At 42.4% G+C, this 23,920-nt stretch carries 19 protein-coding genes and 1 pseudogene; 18 read left to right on the top strand and 2 right to left on the bottom strand.

The window, feature by feature from the left end; genetic code table 11:
- Window positions 1-123 precede the first annotated feature (123 nt).
- From recA to mutL, 12 genes and pseudogenes are all read left to right on the top strand, one after another.
- Window positions 124-1,170: a recombinase RecA gene (recA, locus tag AC0OMU_RS05680; RefSeq protein WP_003245789.1), complete on the top strand. Its 1,047-nt coding sequence runs from the start codon at window positions 124-126 to the stop codon at window positions 1,168-1,170.
- A 167-nt stretch (window positions 1,171-1,337) separates the two neighbouring features.
- Window positions 1,338-2,513 (top strand): serine hydrolase domain-containing protein, encoded by a 1,176-nt coding sequence (locus tag AC0OMU_RS05685; RefSeq protein ID WP_327830112.1) that lies wholly within the window; start codon window positions 1,338-1,340, stop codon window positions 2,511-2,513.
- Window positions 2,514-2,788: 275 nt separating this feature from the next.
- Entirely contained in the window at window positions 2,789-4,351 is a 1,563-nt protein-coding gene (gene rny / locus AC0OMU_RS05690) for a ribonuclease Y (RefSeq protein WP_003221010.1), read from the top strand.
- 68 nt (window positions 4,352-4,419) lie between these two features.
- Window positions 4,420-5,214, top strand: coding sequence for a 2',3'-cyclic-nucleotide 2'-phosphodiesterase (gene ymdB / locus AC0OMU_RS05695; RefSeq protein ID WP_003245138.1), 795 nt, complete (start codon window positions 4,420-4,422; stop codon window positions 5,212-5,214).
- A 199-nt stretch (window positions 5,215-5,413) separates the two neighbouring features.
- Entirely contained in the window at window positions 5,414-5,674 is a 261-nt protein-coding gene (spoVS, locus tag AC0OMU_RS05700) for a stage V sporulation protein SpoVS (RefSeq protein WP_003154135.1), read from the top strand.
- 265 nt (window positions 5,675-5,939) lie between these two features.
- Window positions 5,940-6,983, top strand: coding sequence for an L-threonine 3-dehydrogenase (gene tdh / locus AC0OMU_RS05705; RefSeq protein ID WP_474240953.1), 1,044 nt, complete (start codon window positions 5,940-5,942; stop codon window positions 6,981-6,983).
- 12 nt (window positions 6,984-6,995) lie between these two features.
- Window positions 6,996-8,174, top strand: coding sequence for a glycine C-acetyltransferase (locus AC0OMU_RS05710; protein ID WP_015383694.1), 1,179 nt, complete (start codon window positions 6,996-6,998; stop codon window positions 8,172-8,174).
- 147 nt (window positions 8,175-8,321) lie between these two features.
- Window positions 8,322-9,851 (top strand): tRNA (N6-isopentenyl adenosine(37)-C2)-methylthiotransferase MiaB, encoded by a 1,530-nt coding sequence (gene miaB / locus AC0OMU_RS05715; protein ID WP_015483238.1) that lies wholly within the window; start codon window positions 8,322-8,324, stop codon window positions 9,849-9,851.
- Window position 9,852: 1 nt separating this feature from the next.
- Window positions 9,853-10,284, top strand: a complete 432-nt coding sequence (gene ricA / locus AC0OMU_RS05720; RefSeq protein WP_003231834.1) for a regulatory iron-sulfur-containing complex subunit RicA — start codon at window positions 9,853-9,855, stop codon at window positions 10,282-10,284.
- 261 nt (window positions 10,285-10,545) lie between these two features.
- Window positions 10,546-11,091 carry an outer spore coat protein CotE gene (gene cotE / locus AC0OMU_RS05725; protein ID WP_003231833.1) on the top strand — a complete coding sequence of 182 codons (546 nt, stop codon included), beginning with the start codon at window positions 10,546-10,548 and terminating at the stop codon, window positions 11,089-11,091.
- 132 nt (window positions 11,092-11,223) lie between these two features.
- A complete protein-coding gene (gene mutS / locus AC0OMU_RS05730; RefSeq protein ID WP_015483239.1) occupies window positions 11,224-13,800 on the top strand; it encodes a DNA mismatch repair protein MutS in 2,577 nt (858 codons plus the stop codon).
- Between the two features lie 15 nt (window positions 13,801-13,815).
- Window positions 13,816-15,700, top strand: a pseudogene (gene mutL / locus AC0OMU_RS05735) (DNA mismatch repair endonuclease MutL).
- Window positions 15,701-16,099: 399 nt separating this feature from the next.
- Here the strand turns inward: mutL and AC0OMU_RS05740 are convergent.
- Together AC0OMU_RS05740 and AC0OMU_RS05745 are read right to left on the bottom strand one after the other, a co-directional pair.
- Window positions 16,100-16,555, bottom strand: a complete 456-nt coding sequence (locus AC0OMU_RS05740; RefSeq protein ID WP_015483241.1) for a regulatory YrvL family protein — start codon at window positions 16,553-16,555, stop codon at window positions 16,100-16,102.
- Window positions 16,556-16,708: 153 nt separating this feature from the next.
- Entirely contained in the window at window positions 16,709-17,266 is a 558-nt protein-coding gene (locus AC0OMU_RS05745) for a hypothetical protein (protein WP_014476847.1), read from the bottom strand.
- A 120-nt stretch (window positions 17,267-17,386) separates the two neighbouring features.
- Between AC0OMU_RS05745 and AC0OMU_RS05750 the strand changes: the two genes are divergently transcribed.
- The 6 genes from AC0OMU_RS05750 (at window position 17,387) to fabD (AC0OMU_RS05775) (ending at window position 23,888) form a co-directional block, all read left to right on the top strand.
- On the top strand, window positions 17,387-17,989 hold the full coding sequence (locus tag AC0OMU_RS05750) for a TetR/AcrR family transcriptional regulator (protein ID WP_181219178.1): 603 nt from the start codon (window positions 17,387-17,389) through the stop codon (window positions 17,987-17,989).
- A gap of 204 nt (window positions 17,990-18,193) precedes the next feature.
- A complete protein-coding gene (locus AC0OMU_RS05755; RefSeq protein WP_474240954.1) occupies window positions 18,194-18,871 on the top strand; it encodes an MBL fold metallo-hydrolase in 678 nt (225 codons plus the stop codon).
- 109 nt (window positions 18,872-18,980) lie between these two features.
- Window positions 18,981-19,247, top strand: coding sequence for a hypothetical protein (locus tag AC0OMU_RS05760; protein ID WP_120363368.1), 267 nt, complete (start codon window positions 18,981-18,983; stop codon window positions 19,245-19,247).
- Window positions 19,244-20,110: an ACP S-malonyltransferase gene (fabD, locus tag AC0OMU_RS05765; RefSeq protein WP_047182629.1), complete on the top strand. Its 867-nt coding sequence runs from the start codon at window positions 19,244-19,246 to the stop codon at window positions 20,108-20,110. Before AC0OMU_RS05760 ends, fabD (AC0OMU_RS05765) begins: the two co-directional genes overlap by 4 nt.
- Before the next feature lie 503 nt (window positions 20,111-20,613).
- Window positions 20,614-21,588 (top strand): acyltransferase domain-containing protein, encoded by a 975-nt coding sequence (locus AC0OMU_RS05770; RefSeq protein ID WP_474222057.1) that lies wholly within the window; start codon window positions 20,614-20,616, stop codon window positions 21,586-21,588.
- On the top strand, window positions 21,585-23,888 hold the full coding sequence (gene fabD / locus AC0OMU_RS05775; RefSeq protein WP_474240955.1) for an ACP S-malonyltransferase: 2,304 nt from the start codon (window positions 21,585-21,587) through the stop codon (window positions 23,886-23,888). The genes AC0OMU_RS05770 and fabD (AC0OMU_RS05775) overlap by 4 nt, the downstream gene beginning before the upstream one ends.
- Window positions 23,889-23,920: the final 32 nt, after the last annotated feature.

A 23,920-nucleotide genomic window follows, 5' to 3' on the forward strand; every position in this document is an offset into this window, starting at 1 on the left:
TATGATATTTTGATAGGAATCACGCCAAGAAAAAATCCGAATATGCGTTCGCTTTTTTCTTGGCAAATCCCTTCAAACAGGGTATAGTATATGTAGTGGTAACATAAAGGAGGAAAAAATAGAATGAGTGATCGTCAGGCAGCCTTAGATATGGCTCTTAAACAAATAGAAAAACAGTTCGGCAAAGGTTCCATTATGAAACTGGGAGAAAAGACAGATACAAGAATTTCTACTGTCCCAAGCGGCTCCCTCGCCCTTGATACAGCACTGGGAATTGGCGGATATCCTCGCGGACGGATTATTGAAGTATACGGTCCTGAAAGCTCAGGTAAAACAACTGTGGCGCTTCATGCGATTGCTGAAGTTCAGCAGCAGGGCGGACAAGCCGCGTTTATCGATGCGGAGCATGCGTTAGATCCGGTATACGCGCAAAAGCTCGGTGTTAACATCGAAGAGCTTTTACTGTCTCAGCCTGACACAGGCGAGCAGGCGCTTGAAATTGCGGAAGCATTGGTTCGAAGCGGGGCAGTTGACATTGTCGTTGTCGACTCTGTAGCCGCTCTCGTTCCGAAAGCGGAAATTGAAGGCGACATGGGAGATTCTCATGTCGGTTTACAAGCACGCTTAATGTCTCAAGCGCTTCGTAAGCTTTCAGGGGCCATTAACAAATCGAAGACAATCGCGATTTTCATTAACCAAATTCGTGAAAAAGTCGGTGTTATGTTCGGGAATCCGGAAACAACTCCTGGCGGCCGTGCGTTGAAATTCTACTCTTCCGTGCGTCTTGAAGTGCGCCGTGCTGAACAGCTGAAACAAGGCAACGACGTAATGGGGAACAAAACGAAAATCAAAGTCGTGAAAAACAAGGTGGCTCCGCCGTTCCGTACAGCCGAGGTTGACATTATGTACGGAGAAGGCATTTCAAAAGAAGGCGAAATCATTGACCTAGGAACTGAACTTGATATCGTGCAAAAAAGCGGTTCATGGTACTCTTATGAAGAAGAGCGCCTTGGCCAAGGCCGTGAAAATGCAAAACAATTCCTGAAAGAAAATAAAGATATCATGCTGATGATCCAGGAGCAAATTCGCGAACATTACGGCTTGGATAATAACGGAGTAGTGCAGCAGCAAGCTGAAGAGACACAAGAAGAACTCGAATTTGAAGAATAAAAATAAAATAAGTTTCAAATGATACAAAAGGCTGAGTGAAAAACTCAGCTTTTTTGTATATTGCAAAAAAATGATAAAAATATTGCTTTTTTTGACAACTTTTTTAGGGCTTTATTCGTCTAACAAAACGTGTGCAAAATGGAATTTATTTTGGGAGGAAAAAATGAATGACAAGCCCAACCCGCAGAAGAACTGCGAAACGCAGACGGAGAAAACTAAATAAAAGAGGAAAACTGTTGCTTGGTCTTTTAGCAGTGATGGTTTGCATTACGATTTGGAATGCTCTTCATCGAAATAGTGAAGAAAACGAGCCATCTCAAGAAACTGCAGCGGTTTCAAATACCGATCAGAAAAAAGAGGTCAAAAAGAAAACTGCCAAAAAATCAGAGGAACAAATCAAAACAGTGGATCGAAATCAAAAAATCAGCAATTATTTAGAAGAGATCGGTTTCAGCGGAACAGCCATGATTGTTAGAAATGGAGAAATCGTAACAAATAAAGGTTTTGGCTATGCTGACCGTAAACACTACATTCAAAATAATCCATTGACATCTTTTTATGTCGGTTCATCACAAAAAGCGCTGATTGCAACTGCTATTTTGCAGCTTGAGGAAAAGGGGAAACTTCAGACAAGTGATCCGGTAAGTACGTATTTACCTCATTTTCCCAACGGACAAACGATTACTTTGAAGAATCTGCTTACACATACATCGGGGATAAACGGACATATTGAAGGAAACGGCGCCATTACTCCGGACGATTTAATAAAAGACATAGAACTGCAGGGAATCAAACGTCAGCCGGGCGTATGGGACTACAAGGATTCCAACTATTCTGTTCTTGCTTATATTATTGCTGAAGTAAGCGGTGAGCCCTATGAACAGTACATAAAGAATCATATTTTTAAACCTGCGGGAATGACGCATGCAGGCTTTTACAAAACATATAAAAAAGAACCTTATCCTGCCGTCGGGTATAAGATGGAGGGCAGCAAAACAGTTACACCGTATATACCTGATCTATCCCAGCTGTATGGAGCGGGGGATATTTATATGAGCGCTATAGATATGTACAAATTTGACCAAGCGCTGATAGACGGAAAACTGTATTCGCAAAAAAGCTATGAAAAGATGTTTACGCCAGGGAGCAGCTCCACATACGGCATGGGATTTTATGTTGCTCCCGGCAGCTATTCAAACCATGGTGTTATGCCGGGCTTCAATATCTTGAACAGCTTTAGCAAATCTGGGCAAACCATTGTTATTTTGTTCTCAAACATTCAAAATAATGCTAAATTGGGCCAAGTGAACAATAAAATATACCAGCTTCTAAATCAAGAATGATTGGCGATCTTCTTTTGGATGAATTGCATTCGGCACGTGAAAAGAAGACTGGCCTGCAAACGTTAAGATGGCAAGCTTGACAAGTATTTCCGACACATTTACAATGAAGTTGTAACATTTGTTTTTTTAACATGATTGTTAAACCATTTAAACTTGACAAGGGCGATGAACACACTCATTCCCTGTGAAGGTTCTGTATGTTGAGAAAACTAGACAATGTACATGCCGACACTTTTTAAGCAACAACCAAGTTCATAGCAAGAGGAGGTGAAAGTATGACCCCAATTATGATGGTTCTCATCTCCATTTTGCTGATTCTACTCGGTTTAGTTGTTGGCTACTTTGTTCGTAAAACCATTGCCGAAGCGAAAATTGCGGGCGCACGCGGTGCAGCCGAGCAAATTCTTGAAGATGCGAAGCGTGATGCTGAAGCACTGAAAAAAGAAGCTCTGCTTGAAGCAAAGGATGAAATCCACAAACTTCGAATAGATGCTGAACAGGAAGTTCGTGAAAGACGAAATGAGCTTCAAAAACAAGAAAACCGTTTACTCCAAAAGGAGGAAAACCTTGATCGCAAACATGAGGGAATTGATAAACGGGAAGCGATGTTGGAGAAGAAAGATCATTCTCTGAATGAACGACAACAACATATTGAAGAGATGGAAAGCAAAGTGGATGAGATGATTCGTATGCAGCAGTCTGAGTTGGAACGAATTTCGAGTCTGACTCGTGATGAAGCGAAACAAATCATTCTTGAGCGGGTTGAAAACGAGCTTTCACATGACATCGCCATCATGACAAAAGAAACTGAAAACCGTGCGAAAGAAGAGGCGGATAAGAAAGCGAAAAACATTCTTTCACTCGCCTTACAGCGCTGCGCAGCGGACCACGTTGCCGAAACAACGGTATCAGTTGTCAATCTTCCAAATGATGAGATGAAAGGACGTATCATCGGACGGGAAGGGCGTAACATTCGTACGCTTGAAACGCTGACAGGAATTGACCTGATTATTGATGATACGCCTGAAGCTGTCATTCTTTCCGGATTTGATCCGATCAGACGTGAGACAGCCAGAATTGCTCTTGATAAACTCGTTCAGGATGGCCGTATTCATCCGGCACGGATTGAAGAAATGGTTGAAAAATCTCGCCGCGAGGTCGATGACTATATTCGTGAGATGGGTGAGCAAACGACATTTGAGGTTGGTGTTCACGGCCTCCACCCAGATCTCATCAAGATCCTCGGCCGCTTAAAGTTCCGTACAAGCTACGGTCAAAATGTGCTTAAGCATTCCATGGAAGTCGCATTCTTGGCCGGTCTAATGGCATCGGAGCTTGGTGAAGACGCAAAGCTTGCTAAACGTGCGGGTCTTCTTCACGACATCGGGAAAGCAATTGACCATGAAGTAGAAGGAAGCCACGTTGAAATCGGGGTAGAGCTTGCGACCAAATATAAAGAGCACCCAGTCGTGATTAACAGTATTGCATCACACCACGGGGATGAGGAGCCGACTTCCATTATCGCTGTGCTGGTAGCTGCAGCAGATGCGCTTTCCGCTGCAAGACCTGGCGCAAGAAGTGAGACGCTCGAGAATTATATTCGAAGACTTGAAAAACTCGAAGAAATTTCTGAGTCCTACGAAGGTGTTGAAAAATCATTTGCCATTCAGGCTGGACGCGAAGTGCGTATTATGGTGAAGCCGGATTCAATTAATGATCTTGAGGCTCATCGACTGGCGCGAGATATCCGCAAGCGAATTGAGGACGAGCTCGATTATCCAGGTCATATTAAGGTGACAGTAATCAGAGAAACTCGAGCCGTAGAGTATGCAAAATAAAGTGATGCGCTAAGCATCACTTTATTTTTTTGACGGCAAGGAATTTTCAAGAAGAAAGGATTTACAAAATGAGAATTTTATTTATCGGAGATGTTGTCGGTTCACCGGGCCGTGACATGGTCAAAGAATATGTACCAAAGCTAAAAACAAAATATAAGCCTCACTTTACCATTATTAATGGTGAAAACGCCGCACATGGAAAAGGCCTGACGGAAAAAATTTATCACAGCTTAATCCAGTCCGGCGCAGATGCAATCACAATGGGGAACCACACATGGGACAAAAAAGAAATATTTGATTTTATAGATGACGTTCCGAACTTGGTTCGCCCGGCAAACTTTCCTGAAGGAACACCGGGGAAAGGGATCACATATGTGAAAGCAAACGGCAAAGAACTAGCAGTCATTAATTTGCAGGGACGTACGTTTTTGCCGCCGCTTGATGACCCGTTTTTAAAAGCGGATGAATTGATCGCAGAGGCTGCGAAAAGAACACCGTACATTTTTATCGACTTTCATGCCGAAGCGACAAGTGAAAAGCTCGCACTTGGCTGGTACACGGATGGGAGGGCGTCGGCTGTAGTAGGAACTCATACACACGTGCAAACAGCGGATAACCGCATTTTGCCGAAGGGAACGGCATATATTACTGATGTGGGAATGACTGGCCCGTATGACGGTATACTGGGGATGGACAGAGAGACGATTATTAAGCGATTCAAAACGAACCTTCCAGTCCGGTTTACTGTCGCTGAAGGAAAAACAACGCTCAGCGGAGTTGTGATTGACATTGACGATCAAACGAAAAAAGCCGTGAAAATTGAGCGTATTTTAATCAACGATGATCACATGTTCTTTGAATAGTTGAACATATGGTTATTTTATAAAAATATTAAAAAGAAAAGCAGGAATATAGCAACTCCTTAGTGAATATAGTAAAAATGGAAGGTAGCCCGCTATTTTTGAAAAGCATTGTGGGGATGGCTTTTTGGATAGCAACATCTAATAATGATTGTTCTAATGAACACTCACTTATCCATTGTAAAACTAAGGGGGAGCAGAAATGGAAATCTTAAAAGTTTCAGCAAAATCGAGTCCAAATTCAGTGGCAGGTGCGCTTGCAGGCGTGTTGAGAGAGCGAGGAGCCGCCGAGATTCAAGCGATCGGAGCGGGTGCATTAAACCAGGCTGTAAAAGCTGTGGCGATTGCCAGGGGATTTGTGGCGCCAAGCGGCGTTGATTTGATTTGTATTCCGGCTTTTACAGATATTCAAATCGATGGGGAAGAAAGAACAGCGATTAAATTAATCGTGGAGCCTCGCTAAAAACAAATAAAGCATTCTCAACCTGTTTGCGTAATGCAAACAGGTTGTTTTTCATTTATTGTGATATTTTCTCCCGATAGTATTTTTAGCACATAAATGAGCGAATATACAAAATCAGAAATGAGATAAAACGTTTCAAAAAAAAATTCCGCCCTTTTTTCAAGACAGATACTTTTGTCCTTCTGGAAAAGACAGTACTGTTTACGCTTATTCTATATCATGGTACAATCCGAATATAACAAGAATTTTTCAAGGAGGATTGTACATGCAGAGTGGAAAGATGAAAGCTCTAATGAAAAAGGACGGGGCGTTCGGTGCTGTGCTGACTGAAGTTCCCATTCCTGAGATTGATAAACATGAAGTCCTCATAAAAGTGAAAGCCGCTTCCATATGCGGCACGGATGTCCACATTTATAATTGGGATCAATGGGCACGTCAGAGAATTAAAACACCCTATGTTTTCGGCCATGAGTTCAGCGGCATCGTAGAGGGTGTGGGAGAGAATGTCAGCAGTGTAAAAGTGGGAGAGTATGTGTCTGCGGAAACACACATTGTCTGTGGTGAATGTGTCCCTTGCGTAACAGGAAAATCTCATGTGTGTACCAATACTGCTATAATCGGAGTGGACACGGCAGGCTGTTTTGCGGAGTATGTAAAAGTTCCAGCTGATAACATTTGGAGAAATCCCGCTGATATGGACCCGTCGATTGCTTCCATTCAAGAGCCTTTAGGAAATGCAGTTCATACCGTACTCGAGAGCCAGCCTGCAGGAGGAACGACTGCAGTCATTGGATGCGGACCGATTGGTCTTATGGCTGTTGCGGTTGCAAAAGCAGCAGGAGCTTCTCAGGTGATAGCGATTGATAAGAATGAATACAGGCTGAGGCTTGCAAAACAAATGGGAGCGACTTGTACTGTTTCTATTGAAAAAGAAGACCCGCTCAAAATTGTAAGCGCTTTAACAGATGGGGAAGGAGCAGATCTTGTTTGTGAGATGTCGGGTCATCCCTCAGCGATTGCCCAAGGTCTTGCGATGGCTGCGAATGGCGGAAGATTTCATATTCTCAGCTTGCCGGAACATCCGGTGACAATTGATTTGACGAATAAAGTGGTATTTAAAGGGCTTACCATCCAAGGAATAACAGGAAGAAAAATGTTTTCAACATGGCGCCAGGTGTCTCAGTTGATCAGTTCAAACGTGATCGATCTTGCACCTGTTATTACCCATCAGTTTCCGTTAGAGGAGTTTGAAAAAGGTTTCGAACTGATGAGAAGCGGCCAGTGCGGAAAAGTAATTTTAATTCCATAAAGGGGGATAAACATGACGAAGGAATTTGAGTTTTTAAAAGCAGAGCTTGATAGAATGAAAGAAAACCATACTTGGCAAGACATAAAACAGCTTGAATCTATGCAGGGCCCATCTGTCACAGTGAATCACCAAAAAGTCATTCAGCTATCTTCTAATAATTACCTCGGTTTCACTTCACATCCTAGACTCATCAACGCCGCACAGGAGGCTGTTCAGCAGTATGGAGCCGGCACCGGATCAGTGAGAACGATTGCCGGTACATTTACAATACATCAAGAGCTTGAGAAAAAGCTGGCAGCCTTTAAAAAAACGGAGGCGGCACTTGTATTCCAATCAGGCTTCACAACAAACCAAGGCGTACTTTCAAGTATTCTATCAAAAGAGGATATTGTCATCTCCGATGAATTGAACCATGCCTCTATTATTGACGGAATTCGACTGACAAAGGCGGATAAAAAGGTGTATCAGCACGTCAATATGAGTGATTTAGAGCGGGTGCTGAGAAAGTCAATGAATTATCGAATGCGTCTGATTGTGACAGACGGCGTATTTTCCATGGATGGCAACATAGCCCCTCTGCCTGATATTGTAGAGCTCGCTGAGAAATATGACGCATTTGTGATGGTGGATGACGCCCATGCATCCGGAGTACTTGGCGAAAACGGCAGGGGAACGGTGAATCACTTCGGTCTTGACGGCAGAGTTCATATTCAGGTCGGGACATTAAGCAAGGCAATCGGAGTGCTCGGCGGCTACGCTGCAGGTTCAAAGGTGCTGATCGATTATTTGCGCCATAAAGGCCGTCCATTTTTATTCAGCACATCTCATCCGCCGGCTGTCACTGCAGCTTGTATGGAAGCGATTGATGTCTTGCTTGAAGAGCCGGAGCATATGGAGCGCTTGTGGGAGAATACTGCCTATTTTAAAGCAATGCTTATGAAAATGGGTTTGACTCTCACAGAGAGTCAAACGCCGATTCTTCCTATTTTAATAGGTGATGAAGGTGTGGCAAAGCAATTTTCAGATCAGCTCCTTTCTCACGGTGTTTTTGCCCAAAGTATCGTTTTCCCGACTGTAGCAAAGGGAAAAGCCAGAATTCGCACGATTATAACAGCAGAGCACACCAAAGATGAATTGGATCAGGCGCTTGATGTCATCGAAAAGACGGCAAAGGAGCTCCAGCTATTGTAACAAGAGGAAGAGTTTACTCTTCCTCTTTTGATTCCTTATTGATTATTATTCTCAATGAGTGTACAATGATAGGTTGCCGGTTGTGCAGAGCTTCAATAACCTTTATACTGAAGGGTGGAAGTTTGGTTTGAAAGGAGAAAATATGACATGAATGAAAAACAAAAATTAGAGAGCGGACAAGTTAATCCATCGGACAAAAAATCCGAGAAGGATTACAGCAAGTACTTTGAAGCTGTTTACATTCCGCCTTCTTTAAAAGACGCGAAAAAACGAGGCAAGGAAGCCGTTACTTATCATAATGACTTTAAAATTTCTGAACAATTTAAAGGATTGGGAGACGGAAGAAAGTTCTATATCCGTACGTACGGCTGCCAAATGAATGAACACGATACAGAGGTTATGGCAGGGATCTTTATGGCGCTCGGTTACGAAGCGACAAACTCTGTTGACGACGCCAATGTCATTTTGTTAAACACATGTGCAATCCGTGAAAATGCTGAAAACAAGGTGTTTGGTGAGCTCGGACACTTAAAAGCACTGAAAAAAAACAATCCCGATCTGATTTTAGGCGTGTGCGGCTGTATGTCCCAAGAGGAATCAGTCGTGAACCGTATTTTGAAAAAACATCCGTTTGTCGATATGATTTTCGGAACGCATAACATTCATCGCCTGCCGGAGCTTTTGTCAGAAGCATACCTTTCAAAAGAAATGGTTGTAGAAGTTTGGTCTAAGGAAGGGGACGTTATTGAAAACCTTCCGAAAGTCCGAAATGGAAAAATTAAGGGCTGGGTCAATATCATGTACGGCTGTGACAAATTCTGTACGTATTGCATTGTGCCTTACACACGCGGAAAAGAAAGAAGCCGCCGCCCTGAGGATATCATTCAGGAAGTGAGAAGGCTCGCAAGTGAAGGCTATAAGGAAATTACACTGTTAGGCCAAAACGTAAACGCGTATGGAAAAGACTTTGAAGATATGACGTACGGACTTGGTGATTTGATGGATGAACTGAGAAAAATCGATATCCCGAGAATCCGTTTTACAACGAGTCATCCGCGCGACTTTGACGACCGCCTCATTGAAGTGCTGGCAAAAGGCGGAAATCTGCTTGATCACATTCATCTTCCGGTTCAATCAGGAAGCTCAGAAGTTCTGAAGCTGATGGCCCGCAAATATGACAGAGAGCGTTACATGGAGCTGGTGCGAAAAATTAAGGCAGCGATGCCAAACGCTTCTTTGACAACGGACATTATCGTCGGATTTCCGAACGAAACGGACGAGCAGTTTGAAGAAACGCTTTCTCTATATCGTGAGGTGGAGTTTGACAGCGCCTATACGTTCATTTACTCTCCGCGTGAAGGCACTCCGGCAGCTAAGATGAAAGATAATGTACCGATGCGTGTGAAAAAAGAACGCCTGCAGCGTCTGAACGCACTGGTGAATGAAATTTCTGCTAAAAAAATGAAGGAATACGAAGGCAAGGTTGTCGAAGTATTAGTTGAGGGTGAAAGCAAAAATAACCCTGATATTCTTGCCGGCTATACTGAAAAAAGCAAGCTTGTCAATTTTAAAGGGCCGAAGGAAGCCATCGGCAAAATCGTCCGCGTGAAAATCCAGCAAGCGAAAACATGGTCGCTTGACGGAGAAATGGTAGGAGAAGCAATCGAGGTGAAATAAGATGACGCTCTACTCAAAAAAAGACATTGTGCAGCAGGCACGAAACCTTGCAAAAATGATTTCTGAAACAGAAGAGGTTGATTTTTTCAAACGGGCTGAAGCGCAAATCAATGAGAATGACAAAGTGTCCACAATCGTTAATCAGATTAAAGCCCTGCAAAAGCAGGCTGTCAATCTGAAGCATTATGAAAAGCATGAAGCGCTCAAACAAGTAGAAGCAAAAATTGACGCGCTGCAAGAAGAGCTTGAAGAGATTCCTGTTATCCAGGAATTCAGAGACTCGCAGATGGAAGTAAATGACCTACTGCAGCTCGTTGCACACACCATTTCCAACCAAGTCACAAATGAAATCATCACATCAACCGGAGGCGACCTGCTGAAAGGGGAAACCGGTTCAAAGGTGAAGCATTCAAATAACAGCTGTTCTCTCTAAACACGGTGCCTTTACAGGCCCGTGTTTTTTTATCATTTGTGCGGTTATAAATGAACTAAATAATCTGTGTACCAAATGTTCAATTGGTTTTTCTGTGCGCAGCCGCGTGTAAACTTTATCGCACTTATAAGTAAAGTTTCTAGGCACACCTGCATACAATGGAACAGAAACTTTGTATTTTTATATTTTATTTATAAAAATGCACACTAGACAAATGCCCAGCATAAGATAACACGAAGAAGAACAAGGAGGCATGCCGGAATGTCTGAATACAGGGAAATTATTACGAAGGCAGTAGTAGCGAAAGGCCGAAAATTCACCCAATGCACCAACACCATCTCGCCTGAGAAAAAACCGAGCAGCATTTTGGGTGGTTGGATTATTAACCACAAGTATGACGCTGAAAAAATTGGAAAAACGGTAGAAATTGAAGGGTATTATGATATAAACGTATGGTACTCTTACGCGGACAACACAAAGACAGAGGTTGTCACAGAACGGGTAAAATACGTAGATGTCATTAAACTCAGATACAGAGACAATAATTACTTAGATGATGAGCATGAAGTAATTGCCAAAGTGCTTCAGCAGCCAAACTGCCTTGAAGTGACCATTTCGCCGAATGGAAATAAAATCGTTGTGCAGGCAGAAAGAGAATTTTTGGCGGAAGTGGTAGGGGAAACAAAGGTAGTTGTTGAGGTCAATCCTGACTGGGAAGAGGACGACGAGGAAGATTGGGAAGATGAGCTTGATGAAGAGCTTGAAGACATCAACCCGGAGTTTTTAGTGGGAGATCCTGAAGAATAAAAAAGGGACTAGGGGAGACAGTACCCCCAAGTCTCTTTTTTATATTGATATATCATTCTTTTATCACTTTTTGTTTATGTTATAATGAAGGTTGGAAAATAGAAACGTTGATACATAGTGAGGGATTAAACAATGGCCGGTTATACGCCTATGATACAGCAATATTTAAAAATAAAGGCAGAGCACCAGGATGCCTTTTTATTTTTTCGCCTGGGTGATTTTTATGAAATGTTTTTTGAGGACGCCAAAAAAGCGTCACAAGAGCTGGAAATTACGTTAACGAGCAGAGATGGCGGTGCGGCTGAAAAAATACCGATGTGCGGTGTGCCATATCATTCTGCTTCCGCGTATATCGAACAGCTTATTAAAAAAGGGTACAAAGTGGCAATCTGTGAACAAACGGAAGATCCGAAAGCCGCAAAGGGCGTTGTGAAAAGAGAAGTGGTTCAGCTGATTACGCCTGGAACTGTTATGGACGGCAAAGGCATCCATGAATCGGAAAATAACTTTATCGCATCTGTTTCAGCTTGCTCGAACGGATACGGACTTGCGCTGTCTGATTTAACAACGGGAGAAAATTTGGCTGTTTTGATTGAACGGCTTGAAGACGTCATATCAGAAATTTATTCAGTCGGCGCACGGGAAATCGTGGTTTCAGGAAGCTTGGATGCCGATACAGTGGCACAGCTGAGAGAGCGGTGCGGTGCAACGATTTCAATTGAAGACGGAGAAACAGACGAACACGTAACGATCATTGAGCACTTAAATAATGAAGATATAACAAAAACATTTATGCGCTTATATACGTATTTGAAAAGAACCCAAAAGCGCAGCCTTGATCATCTTCAGCCCGTGCAGGTGTATGAGCTTGAGGAAGCGATGAAAATTGACTTATACTCAAAGCGTAATCTGGAGCTGACCGAAACGATCCGTTCAAAAAATAAAAAAGGCTCCCTTTTGTGGCTGCTGGATGAAACAAAAACGGCAATGGGAGGCCGGCTGCTTAAACAGTGGATTGACCGGCCGCTTATCAGAGTCAATCAAATCGAAGAGCGCCAAGAAATGGTGGAAACATTGATGTCCCATTTCTTTGAACGGGAAGATCTGCGTGAACGTTTAAAAGAAGTATATGACTTAGAACGCCTTGCCGGCCGCGTTGCATTCGGAAATGTCAATGCCCGGGATTTGATTCAGCTGAAGGAATCGTTAAAGCAAGTTCCTGGCATCAAACAGCTGGTTGCTTCACTGGCTCATGACAAGGCCAAAGAACGTGCAGAGCGCATTGACCCTTGCGGGGACGTACTTGAACTGCTGGAAGAAGCGCTGTACGAAAACCCTCCTTTATCGGTAAAAGAAGGGAACCTGATTAAAGATGGTTATAATCAAAAGCTTGATGAATATCGTGATGCAAGCAGAAACGGAAAAGACTGGATTGCCCGCCTGGAACAGCAGGAGCGGGAATACACAGGCATTCGTTCTTTAAAGGTCGGCTTTAATAAAGTTTTCGGTTATTACATTGAAGTGACAAAAGCAAATTTGCACTTGCTTGAGGAAGGGCGTTATGAGCGGAAGCAGACGTTAACCAATGCAGAGCGCTACATTACACCTGAATTAAAAGAAAAAGAAGCGCTCATTTTAGAGGCGGAAAATAACATCTGTGAGCTGGAGTACGAGCTGTTTACCGAGCTGCGCGAGAAAGTGAAGCAGTATATTCCGCGGCTTCAGCAGCTTGCAAAACAGATGAGCGAGCTGGACGCACTGCAATGCTTTGCGACAATCAGTGAAAATCGTCACTACACGAAACCGGAGTTCTCTAAAGATGAAGTCGAAGTGATTGAAGGCAGACACCCGGTTGTTGAAAAAGTCATGGACAGCCAGGAATATGTCCCGAACAACTGTATGATGGGCGATAACAGACAAATGCTTCTCATTACAGGTCCAAACATGTCAGGGAAAAGCACGTATATGAGACAAATCGCGCTCATTTCCATTATGGCGCAAATCGGCTGCTTTGTACCCGCGAAAAAAGCGGTGCTTCCGATTTTTGATCAAATTTTTACACGAATCGGTGCTGCAGATGATTTGATTTCCGGACAAAGTACATTTATGGTAGAAATGCTTGAAGCGAAAAATGCGATTGTCAACGCGACGAAAAACAGCCTCATTCTGTTTGATGAAATCGGGCGGGGAACGTCCACTTATGACGGCATGGCGCTGGCACAGGCGATTATTGAATATGTTCACGATCATATCGGCGCCAAGACGCTGTTCAGCACACACTATCACGAGCTGACCGTTCTTGAGGACAAGCTGCCCCAGCTGAAAAACGTTCATGTTCGCGCTGAAGAATATAACGGAACGGTTGTCTTTCTTCATCAAATTAAAGAAGGTGCCGCTGATAAAAGCTATGGTATCCATGTAGCTCAGCTTGCCGAACTGCCGGGAGATCTGATTGCACGCGCTCAAGATATTTTAAAAGAGCTTGAGCATTCAGGAAACAAACCGGAAGTGCCGATGCAGAAGCCTCAGGTGAAAGAAGAGCCGGCACAGCTGTCCTTTTTTGACGAAGCGGAAAAGCCGGCTGAAACACCAAAGCTTTCAAAAAAAGAAAAGCAAGTGATCGATGCTTTCAAATCACTTAATATACTGGATATGACACCGCTTGAAGCGATGAATGAAATGTACAAGCTGCAAAAGAAATTACATTAAAACGGGGTGATGAATGTGGCAAAAGTCATCCAGCTGTCAGATGAGCTTTCAAATAAAATAGCGGCGGGCGAGGTTGTGGAACGGCCCGCCTCAGTCGTCAAAGAATTGGTGGAAAATGCGATCGACGCTGACAGCACAGTCATTGAAATCGATATTGAGGAAGCAGGACTTGCATCCATTCGGGTTTTGGATAACGGCGAAGGAATGGAGAATGAAGATTGCAAGCGTGCTTTCCGCCGCCACGCAACGAGTAAAATAAAAGATGAAAATGATTTATTCAGGGTGAGAACGCTCGGTTTCAGGGGAGAAGCCCTGCCGAGTATCGCGTCAGTCTCTCATCTGGAGATTACAACAAGCACTGGTGAAGGAGCTGGGACGAAGCTCGTCCTCCAAGGAGGAAACATCATTTCCGAATCGCGTTCCTCAAGCAGGAAGGGAACTGAAATTGTCGTTTCCAACCTGTTTTTTAACACACCGGCCCGTTTGAAATATATGAAAACCGTTCATACAGAGCTTGGAAACATTACAGATGTGGTGAACCGTATTGCTCTGGCGCATCCAGAGGTATCGATCCGCCTGCGCCATCATGGGAAAAACCTGCTTCAAACGAACGGAAACGGAGATGTGCGCCATGTACTGGCAGCGATTTACGGCACGGCTGTCGCCAAAAAAATGCTCCCGCTGCATGTGAGCTCCTTGGATTTTGAAGTAAAGGGATATATCGCCCTCCCAGAGATTACACGGGCGTCGAGAAACTATATGTCGTCTGTGGTCAATGGCCGTTACATTAAAAATTTCCCGCTCGTCAAAGCGGTTCATGAAGGCTATCATACGCTTCTGCCGATCGGACGCCATCCGATTACTTTTATAGAAATTACGATGGACCCGATTTTAGTCGATGTCAACGTGCATCCATCGAAGCTTGAGGTCCGGCTCAGCAAGGAAACAGAGCTTCATGACTTAATACGTGACGGAATTAAAGATGTGTTTAAACAGCAGCAGCTGATTCCGAGTGCCCAGCTCCCGAAAAAATCGGCACCTGTAATCAAAAATGAGCAGCAGTTCATAACCTTTGATGAAAAGCCTGCGGAAAAAAAAAGTTCCGGAAAAATCGACTGCGTCATCTTATTCACCAATGAAGCTCAGTTCAGTCGTAAAAGAGCCGCTTGATGCGGAGGAAGAATTGCCTCCTCTCCAATTTGATGCTCCTCCTATCGTTGATCAGGAACAAACCCTTGAGGTGTCCGATGTTTCAGCAGAAGAGCCTGAAACATTTGAGCAGGAATGCCATGAGGAACAGCAGCAGCCAGCGTCTGAGCGGGTTCCGATTATGTACCCGATCGGCCAGATGCACGGGACTTATATATTGGCACAAAACGAAAACGGCCTGTATATTATCGACCAGCACGCCGCCCAAGAACGTATTAAATATGAGTACTTCCGTGAAAAGGTGGGGGAGGTTGAGCCTGAGGTGCAGGATATGATTGTACCGCTGACGTTCCACTACTCCACAAATGAGGCTTTGATTATTGAACAGCACAAACAAGAGCTCGAAAGCGTGGGTGTCTTTTTAGAGTCATTCGGCTCTAACAGTTACATCGTCCGCTGCCACCCGGCCTGGTTTCCAAAGGGAGAAGAAGCAGAGCTCATAGAAGAAATCATTCAGCAGGTGCTCGACTCCAAAAATATAGATATTAAAAAACTCCGCGAGGAAGCGGCGATTATGATGAGCTGCAAAGGCTCCATCAAAGCAAATCGCCACCTCAGAAACGACGAAATCAAAGCGCTTCTGGACGACCTCCGAAGCACATCAGACCCATTTACATGCCCGCACGGCCGCCCGATCATCATACACCATTCCACTTATGAGATGGAAAAGATGTTCAAACGCGTGATGTAGCGGGGGTGGTAAGCATTGATCCATTCTCTGAATGGATCAATGCTTTTTTTGTACTCCTTCGAGTGTCAGATTATAAGAAACGGTTGTAAACGTGTGAGCAGTGTTAACGCATTATACTTCATGGTTCCTCCGTATAACAAAATTTCCATTTACAGTCAATTGGGATTAATGTATATTTTGAGTGAGGAGGTGGAAACATATGGCATGTGGTCCGAAGATCATTATCTTTTTGGATGAACTTGATGATCCGAATGTAAGAATCATTTTAGAATGCAGAATTTAAATTACAACATTGTGTTTTGCTTCCTGTTCGTGTGAACAGGGAGTTTTTTTCGTTTATATAACTGGTGATGTCCAAATATAAGGTGTTATGAATTCTCCATATCTGCCATCGGCATTTTAAGCTGCTTCTCCATTAGGCTGGTCATCAAAAGCAAGTTCAGTGAAAGCCATCACTGCTGATATCACAACAAGCAAGATATCTGGAATATAAATAGACTGCATAAAGTAATCTGCAAAACAGATCGTTATAAGATTGCTGATAAAATACAGTATAAAAGCAAAAAGTGCAGTCTTTTTCAATGAAAGTGATTTTGCCAAAATGATAGAGATAATCTTTGTGAGTGGGTCTATAATTAAACCTGCAGCAAAGCAGGCTAAAATAAATAAAGCTAATGTTTGATTGGAAGCGTATGTGATGCCCAGTATAGAGAATAAGCCTTTCATTCCGAAGAAAAAGCCGCCGAAGATGACTGCAAGCGCAATGGCCGCGATAAAAGTGATAGATACAATTCCGATTAATTTTGATCTCAGGTTAAAATCTTTAGAGTGCTCGTTCTGTTCTTTTTGGTTCAAGTATGACACTCCCTTCACTGCTTACTCATACAAACAGTACCCTTGAATCAGCCCAAAATATCTATAAGTCTGTTTTCTAACGAAAATAGTATAGCATATTTTAACAAAACCAAAAAAGGTCCTTTCCACTGGGGAAGGGCCTTTTTCTTCATGTTAACTCCTGAGATTCGCCGAAGCTTTCTCTTTTTTTGGCCAAATAAAATAGCTGGCTGTAATGAGAAAGTCAATGCCTATAATGACAGTCCACAGTTTAAGAATGCCGCTCAATGCCTCGGTTCGGGCATAGTCATTGATAAAATAGATCATCCCTGCCAATAGTCCCGCACCAATTAAGTAGGCCAGCACATGTCTTAGCCAGCCTTTCGCACCGTGTTTGGCATGATCCATTCCAAAACGTTTCAGCGGTTTTGCGCCTTTTTTTGTCACATAATATTGAAATTTTTCATCTGCCCATTGAATCATTTGTTTCCCATAAGCGATCGATATACCGATGTAAACAGCTGCAATTCCATGGGCTGCGGTCGCTGAGGCTCCGCGGTAAAGGTCCACACCAGTTGCCGCTAACAAGATCAAATCAATAACTGGAGTTAAGGCAAGGAATAGCAGTCCTAATGTATGTCGTTTGAATACGTAGCGTACAGCAAGCCCCAAAACAATGACAACCCAAAACGCAATTTCACAGAAAACAATCATCCATGCGATACCGTTCAATCCATTCCCCTCTTTTCAATACAGTTGTATTATTTAAATAATATGTTACCATCTTTGTTTTTGTAACACAACTGTATTATAAAAATTGCTCTCTCATTTTTTTCTTGTTACAATAAAGCTATGCCAAAACAAATTGACCATGAGAAAAGAAGAAAACAAATTGCAGAAGCAACGTGGCGCGTCATTTTAGAACGAGGAATGGAGGGAGCATCAGCCAGAAACATTGCAAAGGAAGCAGGATTGTCATTAGGTGCGCTGCGCCATTATTTCTCTACACAGGATGAATTGCTTGCTTTTGCAATGAAACTTGTCCAAGAAAAGGTGACGGACCGAATTAAGGACATTGCAGTGAGGGATTTGCTCCCTAAGGAAAAAGTGTTGCAAATTTTGCTTGAAATGGTCCCAACGAATGAAGAAACGATTAGAGAGATGGAGGTTTGGTTTGCTTTTACTGCTTACGCCAGACATAAAAAGGATATGTTTGATGCGAATCATGACGGGATTTTCAGCGGCATGCGGAATCTGATTGCCTATTTAGATGAATCCGATTTACTGAAGCAGAATGCTGATAAAGATATTGAAGCTGAGAGACTTTACGCGCTTGTTGACGGCTTGGCTTTACATGCCATGCTTGACCCTGTGCGAGTGAATGAAGACCGAATTAAGCGGGTCATTATGCAGCATGTAGAGTCAATTTGCGTGGAAGATACACGTGAGACATAAAAACGACATCCTTAAGGCACTAGTGCGAAAAGCGATTCTTGTTGGGCATGCGTCCAAAAGAGTCGCTTTTTTATATTCAAAGAACAAGGATCTCTGAAAAAAATGGAAAACAATCATGCTGTTTGGTAAAGTGGAATGAAAGACGGACTGAGGGATGAACACTGGTCCATCGTTTAAGAACTTTACATGATAGGGATGGTATAAATGAATCTTACTTACAAGGTGCATCCAATTAAAACAAGGTATCAGGGCTGGACGAATTATTGCTATATCATTGAAGATATTGTAAGCAGATCTGCAATTGTTGTTGATCCCTCATGGGAATTGAGTAAGATAACCACTACACTTTCTGAACTCGAAGCGGAATTAAAGGCAGTCGCATTGACACACTCTCATTATGATCATGTAAATCTGGTAGACCCGCTGACGAAGATGTTTAACGCTCAAGTTTATATGTCAAAAAAAGAAATTGATTATTATCAATTCCGATGCAGAAATTTAATTAGCCTAGATGATCATCAGACGATCAGCATAGGAAACACAAGAGCACAATGCCTTCTCACACCGGGGCATACAGCCGGCGGAATGTGTTATTTATTTTCTGAGAGTATTTTTACCGGAGATACGGTGTTTACAGAAGGGTGCGGCATATGTGAGGATGATGGCAGCTCTGCGGAAGAGATGTTTGATAGTATTCAAAGAATAAAGTCGGAGGTTTCACCCCATGTACGGGTGTATCCTGGTCACTCATTTGGCAAATCGCCCGGCCATTCGATAAAGGATCTTTATCAGCATAATATTTACTTTCAAATTGATAAGAAAGAATATTTTGTGAGATTTCGCACTCGTAAAAACCAAAAAGGTATTTTTGATTTTAAATAATCCTTCTGAATCTATTATCCTATTTTTCTTCGAATATCTAAATGATTTTTATTTTCGAAAATGATTACATAGAAGGTGTTATTTATTTTGAAAACTCATTTGAAAGAAAATGAAGCGCATTATCATGATATGGCGCCCTATACGTAATCCGGGTCTTTTTTCTTATGTTCTGTTATATCTCCTGATCCTTTATTCCTCAATGGAAAAAAGCAGAAAAACAATCGAGCAAACTGTAGGAAAAATTAACTTGACGGATAATATTTACAGAGGTTACCATCAACATGAACATGCTACTATTTATCCGGTCATCACTATTATTAAATCATACAGAAGTGAAACACATCTACTAATCGGAAGGGTGGCTTTGAGAGAATGATCACATATGTTTTTCCAGGTCAGGGTTCACAAAAACAGGGAATGGGCAGCGGCCTATTCGATGAATTTAAAGAACTGACGGATCAGGCAGATGAGATCTTAGGATATTCAATCAAACGTCTTTGCCTGGAAAATCCTTATTCCAATTTAAACAAAACGCAATTTACTCAGCCGGCGTTATACGTGGTAAACGCACTAAGCTATCTGAAAAAAATCAAGGATGAAGGAGTTAAACCTGACTTTGTCGCCGGGCACAGCTTGGGTGAATACAATGCATTATTTGCAGCTGAAGCCTTTGATTTTGAGACAGGTTTACAGCTTGTCAGAAAAAGAGGCGAACTGATGAGTCTGATAAGCAACGGCGGTATGGCAGCTGTTATGGGACTAAATGAAGAGCAGGTTGCAAAGGCTCTGAAAGAATATCATTTACATGATGTTGATATCGCTAATGTGAATGCCCCATATCAAATTGTAATTTCAGGAAAAAAAGATGAGATTGAAAAAGCCGCATCTCTTTTTGAAGCGATGACTGAAGTTACAATGGTACTCCCCTTAAACGTAAGCGGCGCGTTTCATTCCAGATACATGAATAAGGCAAAAGAAGAATTTGAGGAGTTCCTTCATGCCTTTTATTTTTCGCCTCCGTCTATCCCGGTTATTTCTAATGTGTATGCCAAACCGTATACATACGAATTCATGAAACAGACGCTGGCTGATCAAATTAATCATTCAGTGAAATGGACTGACAGCATAAGATACTTAATGAAAAAAGGCCATATGGAGTTTGAGGAGGTAGGGCCTGGAAATGTTTTAACTGGGTTAATTCATCGCATAAAGAAAGATGCGGAAGCAATGCCACGCTAAAGCATTTGCTCCTATGGCCATGTATCTCATCAATCAGGTCTAAACATAGATTTCCTTTCATTTAAGGTATAAAGTTTTAAAGATTCAATCGTTCGATTGACACTGTTTCTAATTGAATAACTTTATATACTGTTACATAAAGAGGCTGATAAATTAAGTTAGACATTTGAACTATGTCAGCCGGTCTGTCAAACCATCGCTCCCACATCTAGATGGTCCATTTTTTAACCGCACCCACCAATCATAGAGTCGATGTTCTTTGCTGATCCTGTTATCATGTTACATCAATTTTGAGATATCAACATACATCTACGATCACGTCATAAATGAACCACATCCAGAGCACCAATAGCAATCCTTCCAAGTTGAATCTCCTTTACTTTTTCACATATGTCTTTTCCATTTATTAATTTCATTTCAATCGCTGCTATGTGCTTTTACAACATACATGAAAATAAGAAATCCAATAGCCGTCAAAAATATAAAAAAAGAAGGTTATACACATGAATGAACCGCTTGTTTTTATGTTTTCCGGGCAAGGTTCCCAATACTATCACATGGGGAAAGAACTATTTAAGGAAAATACCGTGTTTCGCCAATCAATGCTTGAAATGGATGCCATTGCAGCACGGCGAATCGGCACATCCATTGTTGAAGAAATCTACCATCAAGATAAACGTGTGTCAGATCCGTTTGACAGTATTCTTTTTTCCCACCCCGCCATTTTTATGATTGAGTATTCCTTATATAAGGTTTTGGAAGACAGGGGAATTTATCCTGATTACGTATTGGGATCAAGTCTGGGAGAATTCGCAGCAGCGGCAGTTTCTGGTGTGTCAGACGCAGAGGATATACTGGATTGCATACTAGAACAGGCTATTATCATCCAAAATTCCTGTGATAAAGGAAAAATGGTGGCCATTCTGGACAAACCGCAATTGCTGAATGATTATCCGCAACTGTTTGGAAATAGTGAACTCATTTCTATCAATTATGATTCGCACTTCGTCATTTCTGGTGAAGAAGATCATATAAGGAAGATTATGGAGGATTTAAAAGAGAAGCAGATTCTTTGCCAGCTGCTTCCTGTGTCCTATGCCTTTCATTCTTCGCTTATTGATCCGGCAGAGAGTGCCTATGCAGAATTTTTAAGATCAAAATCTTTTAAAAAACCGTCAATACCGATTGTATCGAGCTTAACGGGAAGCTGCCTTCACGTAATGGACGAGAATTTCTTTTGGAATGCGGTCAGAAAGCCAATGTTGTTTCGTGAAGCGATTCGATATTTGGAAAGCCAGCATACATGCAAGTTTATCGATTTAGGGCCATCCGGCACCTTAGCTGCTTTTGTGAAACAGCTGATTCCGAGTGATTCAGCTGACCGTTGCTGCTCAATCATAACACCATTTCATCAGGAGCTGAAAAATCTGAATACGGTTGAGTATTTCCGTACACCAGAAAGGAAGTTTACAAGATGATTACATATGTCTTTCCGGGGCAAGGCTCCCAGCAAAAGGGGATGGGACAAGGGCTATTTGAACAATATCAGCATTTGACTGATCAAGCAGATCAAATATTGGGCTATTCAATAGAGAAGCTATGTACCGAAAAATCATATCTGGATGTAAATCATACTGAATACACGCAGCCGGCTTTGTACGTTGTTAATGCACTCAGTTACTTGAAGAAAGTGGAGGAGACCGGCAGAAAACCTGATTTTGCGGCAGGACATAGCTTAGGAGAATACAATGCGCTGATGGCAGCCGGTGCATTTGATTTTGAAACCGGATTAAGGCTCGTCAAAAAAAGAGGAGAATTGATGGGACGAATTACAGGGGGCGGAATGGCTGCTGTGATCGGCCTGAGTAAGGAACAAGTTACAGCCGTTTTAGAAGAGCACTGTCTTCATGACATTGATGTGGCAAATGAAAATACGCCCCGGCAAATTGTGATTTCTGGCCCGAAAAAAGAGATTGAAAAAGCTCGGGCTATTTTTGAAAACACCAAGGATGTAAAGCTGTTTCATCCATTAAATGTGAGCGGAGCTTTTCATTCCAGATATATGAATGAAGCCAAACAGGTATTTAAGCAATATATTGACTCATTCCAGTTTGCACCTTTGGCGATCCCGGTTATCTCCAATGTCTACGCAGAGCCATACCATCAAGACAGATTAAAAGATACATTATCTGAACAAATGGACAACACAGTGAAATGGACGGACAGCATTCGTTTCCTGATGGGAAGAGGAGAAATGGAGTTTGCAGAGATTGGGCCTGGAACTGTTTTAACCGGTCTCATTCATCGGATTAAAAATGAAGCTGAACCATTGACATATATACCGAAAAAGAACCCCGCGATCAGTGCGCATCTAAAGGAGCAACGCAATGTTCAAGCTGGGATTACGGCAGAATCTTTAGGAAGTGCTGAATTTAAACAAGATTATCATCTTACATATGCTTATCTTGCAGGCGGAATGTACCGCGGCATTGCTTCGAAAGAAATGGTAGTAAAGCTGTCAAGAGCGGGAATGATGGGGTTCTTTGGCACAGGAGGTCTGAGCCTGAAAGAGGTTGAAGATGCGATCCATGCTATACAAGGTGAATTAGGGAAAGGACAAGCCTACGGCATCAATCTGGTCCACAATATGAAACATACTGAATCAGAAGAAAAAACGATCGATCTTTTATTGAGGAATCAAGTGAGCATTGTGGAAGCTTCAGCATTTTTAAGTGTCACTCCCGCATTAGTAAGGTACCGCGCAAAAGGAGTGAAACGAAATCAAAATGGTGACGTTATATGCTCAAATCGTCTCATAGCAAAAATATCACGGCCGGAAGTTGCAGAATCATTTCTGAGTCCTGCGCCTGAGAATATGCTGCAAAAGCTTTTAGGAGAAAATAAAATCACTATGAACGAAGCTGAGTTGTTGCGGTGTATTCCGATGGCTGACGATATTTGTGTAGAAGCTGATTCAGGTGGTCATACAGATGGCGGTGTAGCATACAGCCTGATGCCGGCGATGACATCTTTAAGAGATGAAATGATGAAAAAATATCAATACCGGAAAAAAATAAGAGTTGGTGCAGCTGGAGGAATTGGAACACCTGAGGCAGCGATGGCGGCTTTTATGCTAGGAGCTGATTTTATTCTAACAGGCTCAATCAATCAATGTACGGTTGAGGCGGCAACAAGTGATAAAGTAAAGGATTTGCTTCAGCAGATGAATGTACAAGATACAGCCTATGCGCCTGCAGGTGATATGTTTGAATCGGGCAGTAAAGTGCAGGTGCTAAAGAAAGGCGTGTTCTTTCCCGCACGGGCAAACAAGTTATATGAACTGTACCAGCGGTATGGGTCTATACGTGAGCTGGATGCAAAGATGCTGGCCCAGCTTGAGGAGAAATACTTTAAACGCAGTATAGAAGACATATATAAAGATATTGCATTGCATTATCCCGCTGCAGACATTGAGAAGGCTGAACAAAATCCGAAGCATAAAATGGCTTTGATTTTTCGATGGTATTTCAGATACAGCTCAAAATTGGCAATCAGCGGAAGCGAACATTCGAAGGTCGATTATCAAATTCACTGCGGTCCTGCGCTGGGAGCCTTTAATCAATGGGTCAAAGGATCGCAATTAGAAAATTGGCGAAACCGCCATGTGGATGAAATCGGGAAAAAATTAATGACAGAAACGGCAGTATTGCTTCATGAACGGATGCAATCGATGTATCAGCCGTCGCATGAAACAGACAACATAAAAATAAAAGTTTGAATATTATGAAAATATACCTATAAAAATCATTA

The sequence above is a fragment of the Bacillus sp. FAU18 genome, from assembly GCF_056033885.1.

Excerpts from the sequence above, each read along its gene's own strand:
- recA (WP_003245789.1), top strand. The coding sequence starts at position 124 with ATGAGTGATCGTCAGGCAGCCTTAGATATGGCTCTTAAACAAATAGAA.
- AC0OMU_RS05685 (WP_327830112.1), top strand. The coding sequence starts at position 1,338 with ATGACAAGCCCAACCCGCAGAAGAACTGCGAAACGCAGACGGAGAAAA.
- rny (WP_003221010.1), top strand. The coding sequence starts at position 2,789 with ATGACCCCAATTATGATGGTTCTCATCTCCATTTTGCTGATTCTACTC.
- ymdB (WP_003245138.1), top strand. The coding sequence starts at position 4,420 with ATGAGAATTTTATTTATCGGAGATGTTGTCGGTTCACCGGGCCGTGAC.
- spoVS (WP_003154135.1), top strand. The coding sequence starts at position 5,414 with ATGGAAATCTTAAAAGTTTCAGCAAAATCGAGTCCAAATTCAGTGGCA.
- tdh (WP_474240953.1), top strand. The coding sequence starts at position 5,940 with ATGCAGAGTGGAAAGATGAAAGCTCTAATGAAAAAGGACGGGGCGTTC.
- AC0OMU_RS05710 (WP_015383694.1), top strand. The coding sequence starts at position 6,996 with ATGACGAAGGAATTTGAGTTTTTAAAAGCAGAGCTTGATAGAATGAAA.
- miaB (WP_015483238.1), top strand. The coding sequence starts at position 8,322 with ATGAATGAAAAACAAAAATTAGAGAGCGGACAAGTTAATCCATCGGAC.
- ricA (WP_003231834.1), top strand. The coding sequence starts at position 9,853 with ATGACGCTCTACTCAAAAAAAGACATTGTGCAGCAGGCACGAAACCTT.
- cotE (WP_003231833.1), top strand. The coding sequence starts at position 10,546 with ATGTCTGAATACAGGGAAATTATTACGAAGGCAGTAGTAGCGAAAGGC.
- mutS (WP_015483239.1), top strand. The coding sequence starts at position 11,224 with ATGGCCGGTTATACGCCTATGATACAGCAATATTTAAAAATAAAGGCA.
- AC0OMU_RS05750 (WP_181219178.1), top strand. The coding sequence starts at position 17,387 with ATGCCAAAACAAATTGACCATGAGAAAAGAAGAAAACAAATTGCAGAA.
- AC0OMU_RS05755 (WP_474240954.1), top strand. The coding sequence starts at position 18,194 with ATGAATCTTACTTACAAGGTGCATCCAATTAAAACAAGGTATCAGGGC.
- AC0OMU_RS05760 (WP_120363368.1), top strand. The coding sequence starts at position 18,981 with ATGAAGCGCATTATCATGATATGGCGCCCTATACGTAATCCGGGTCTT.
- fabD (WP_047182629.1), top strand. The coding sequence starts at position 19,244 with ATGATCACATATGTTTTTCCAGGTCAGGGTTCACAAAAACAGGGAATG.
- AC0OMU_RS05770 (WP_474222057.1), top strand. The coding sequence starts at position 20,614 with ATGAATGAACCGCTTGTTTTTATGTTTTCCGGGCAAGGTTCCCAATAC.
- fabD (WP_474240955.1), top strand. The coding sequence starts at position 21,585 with ATGATTACATATGTCTTTCCGGGGCAAGGCTCCCAGCAAAAGGGGATG.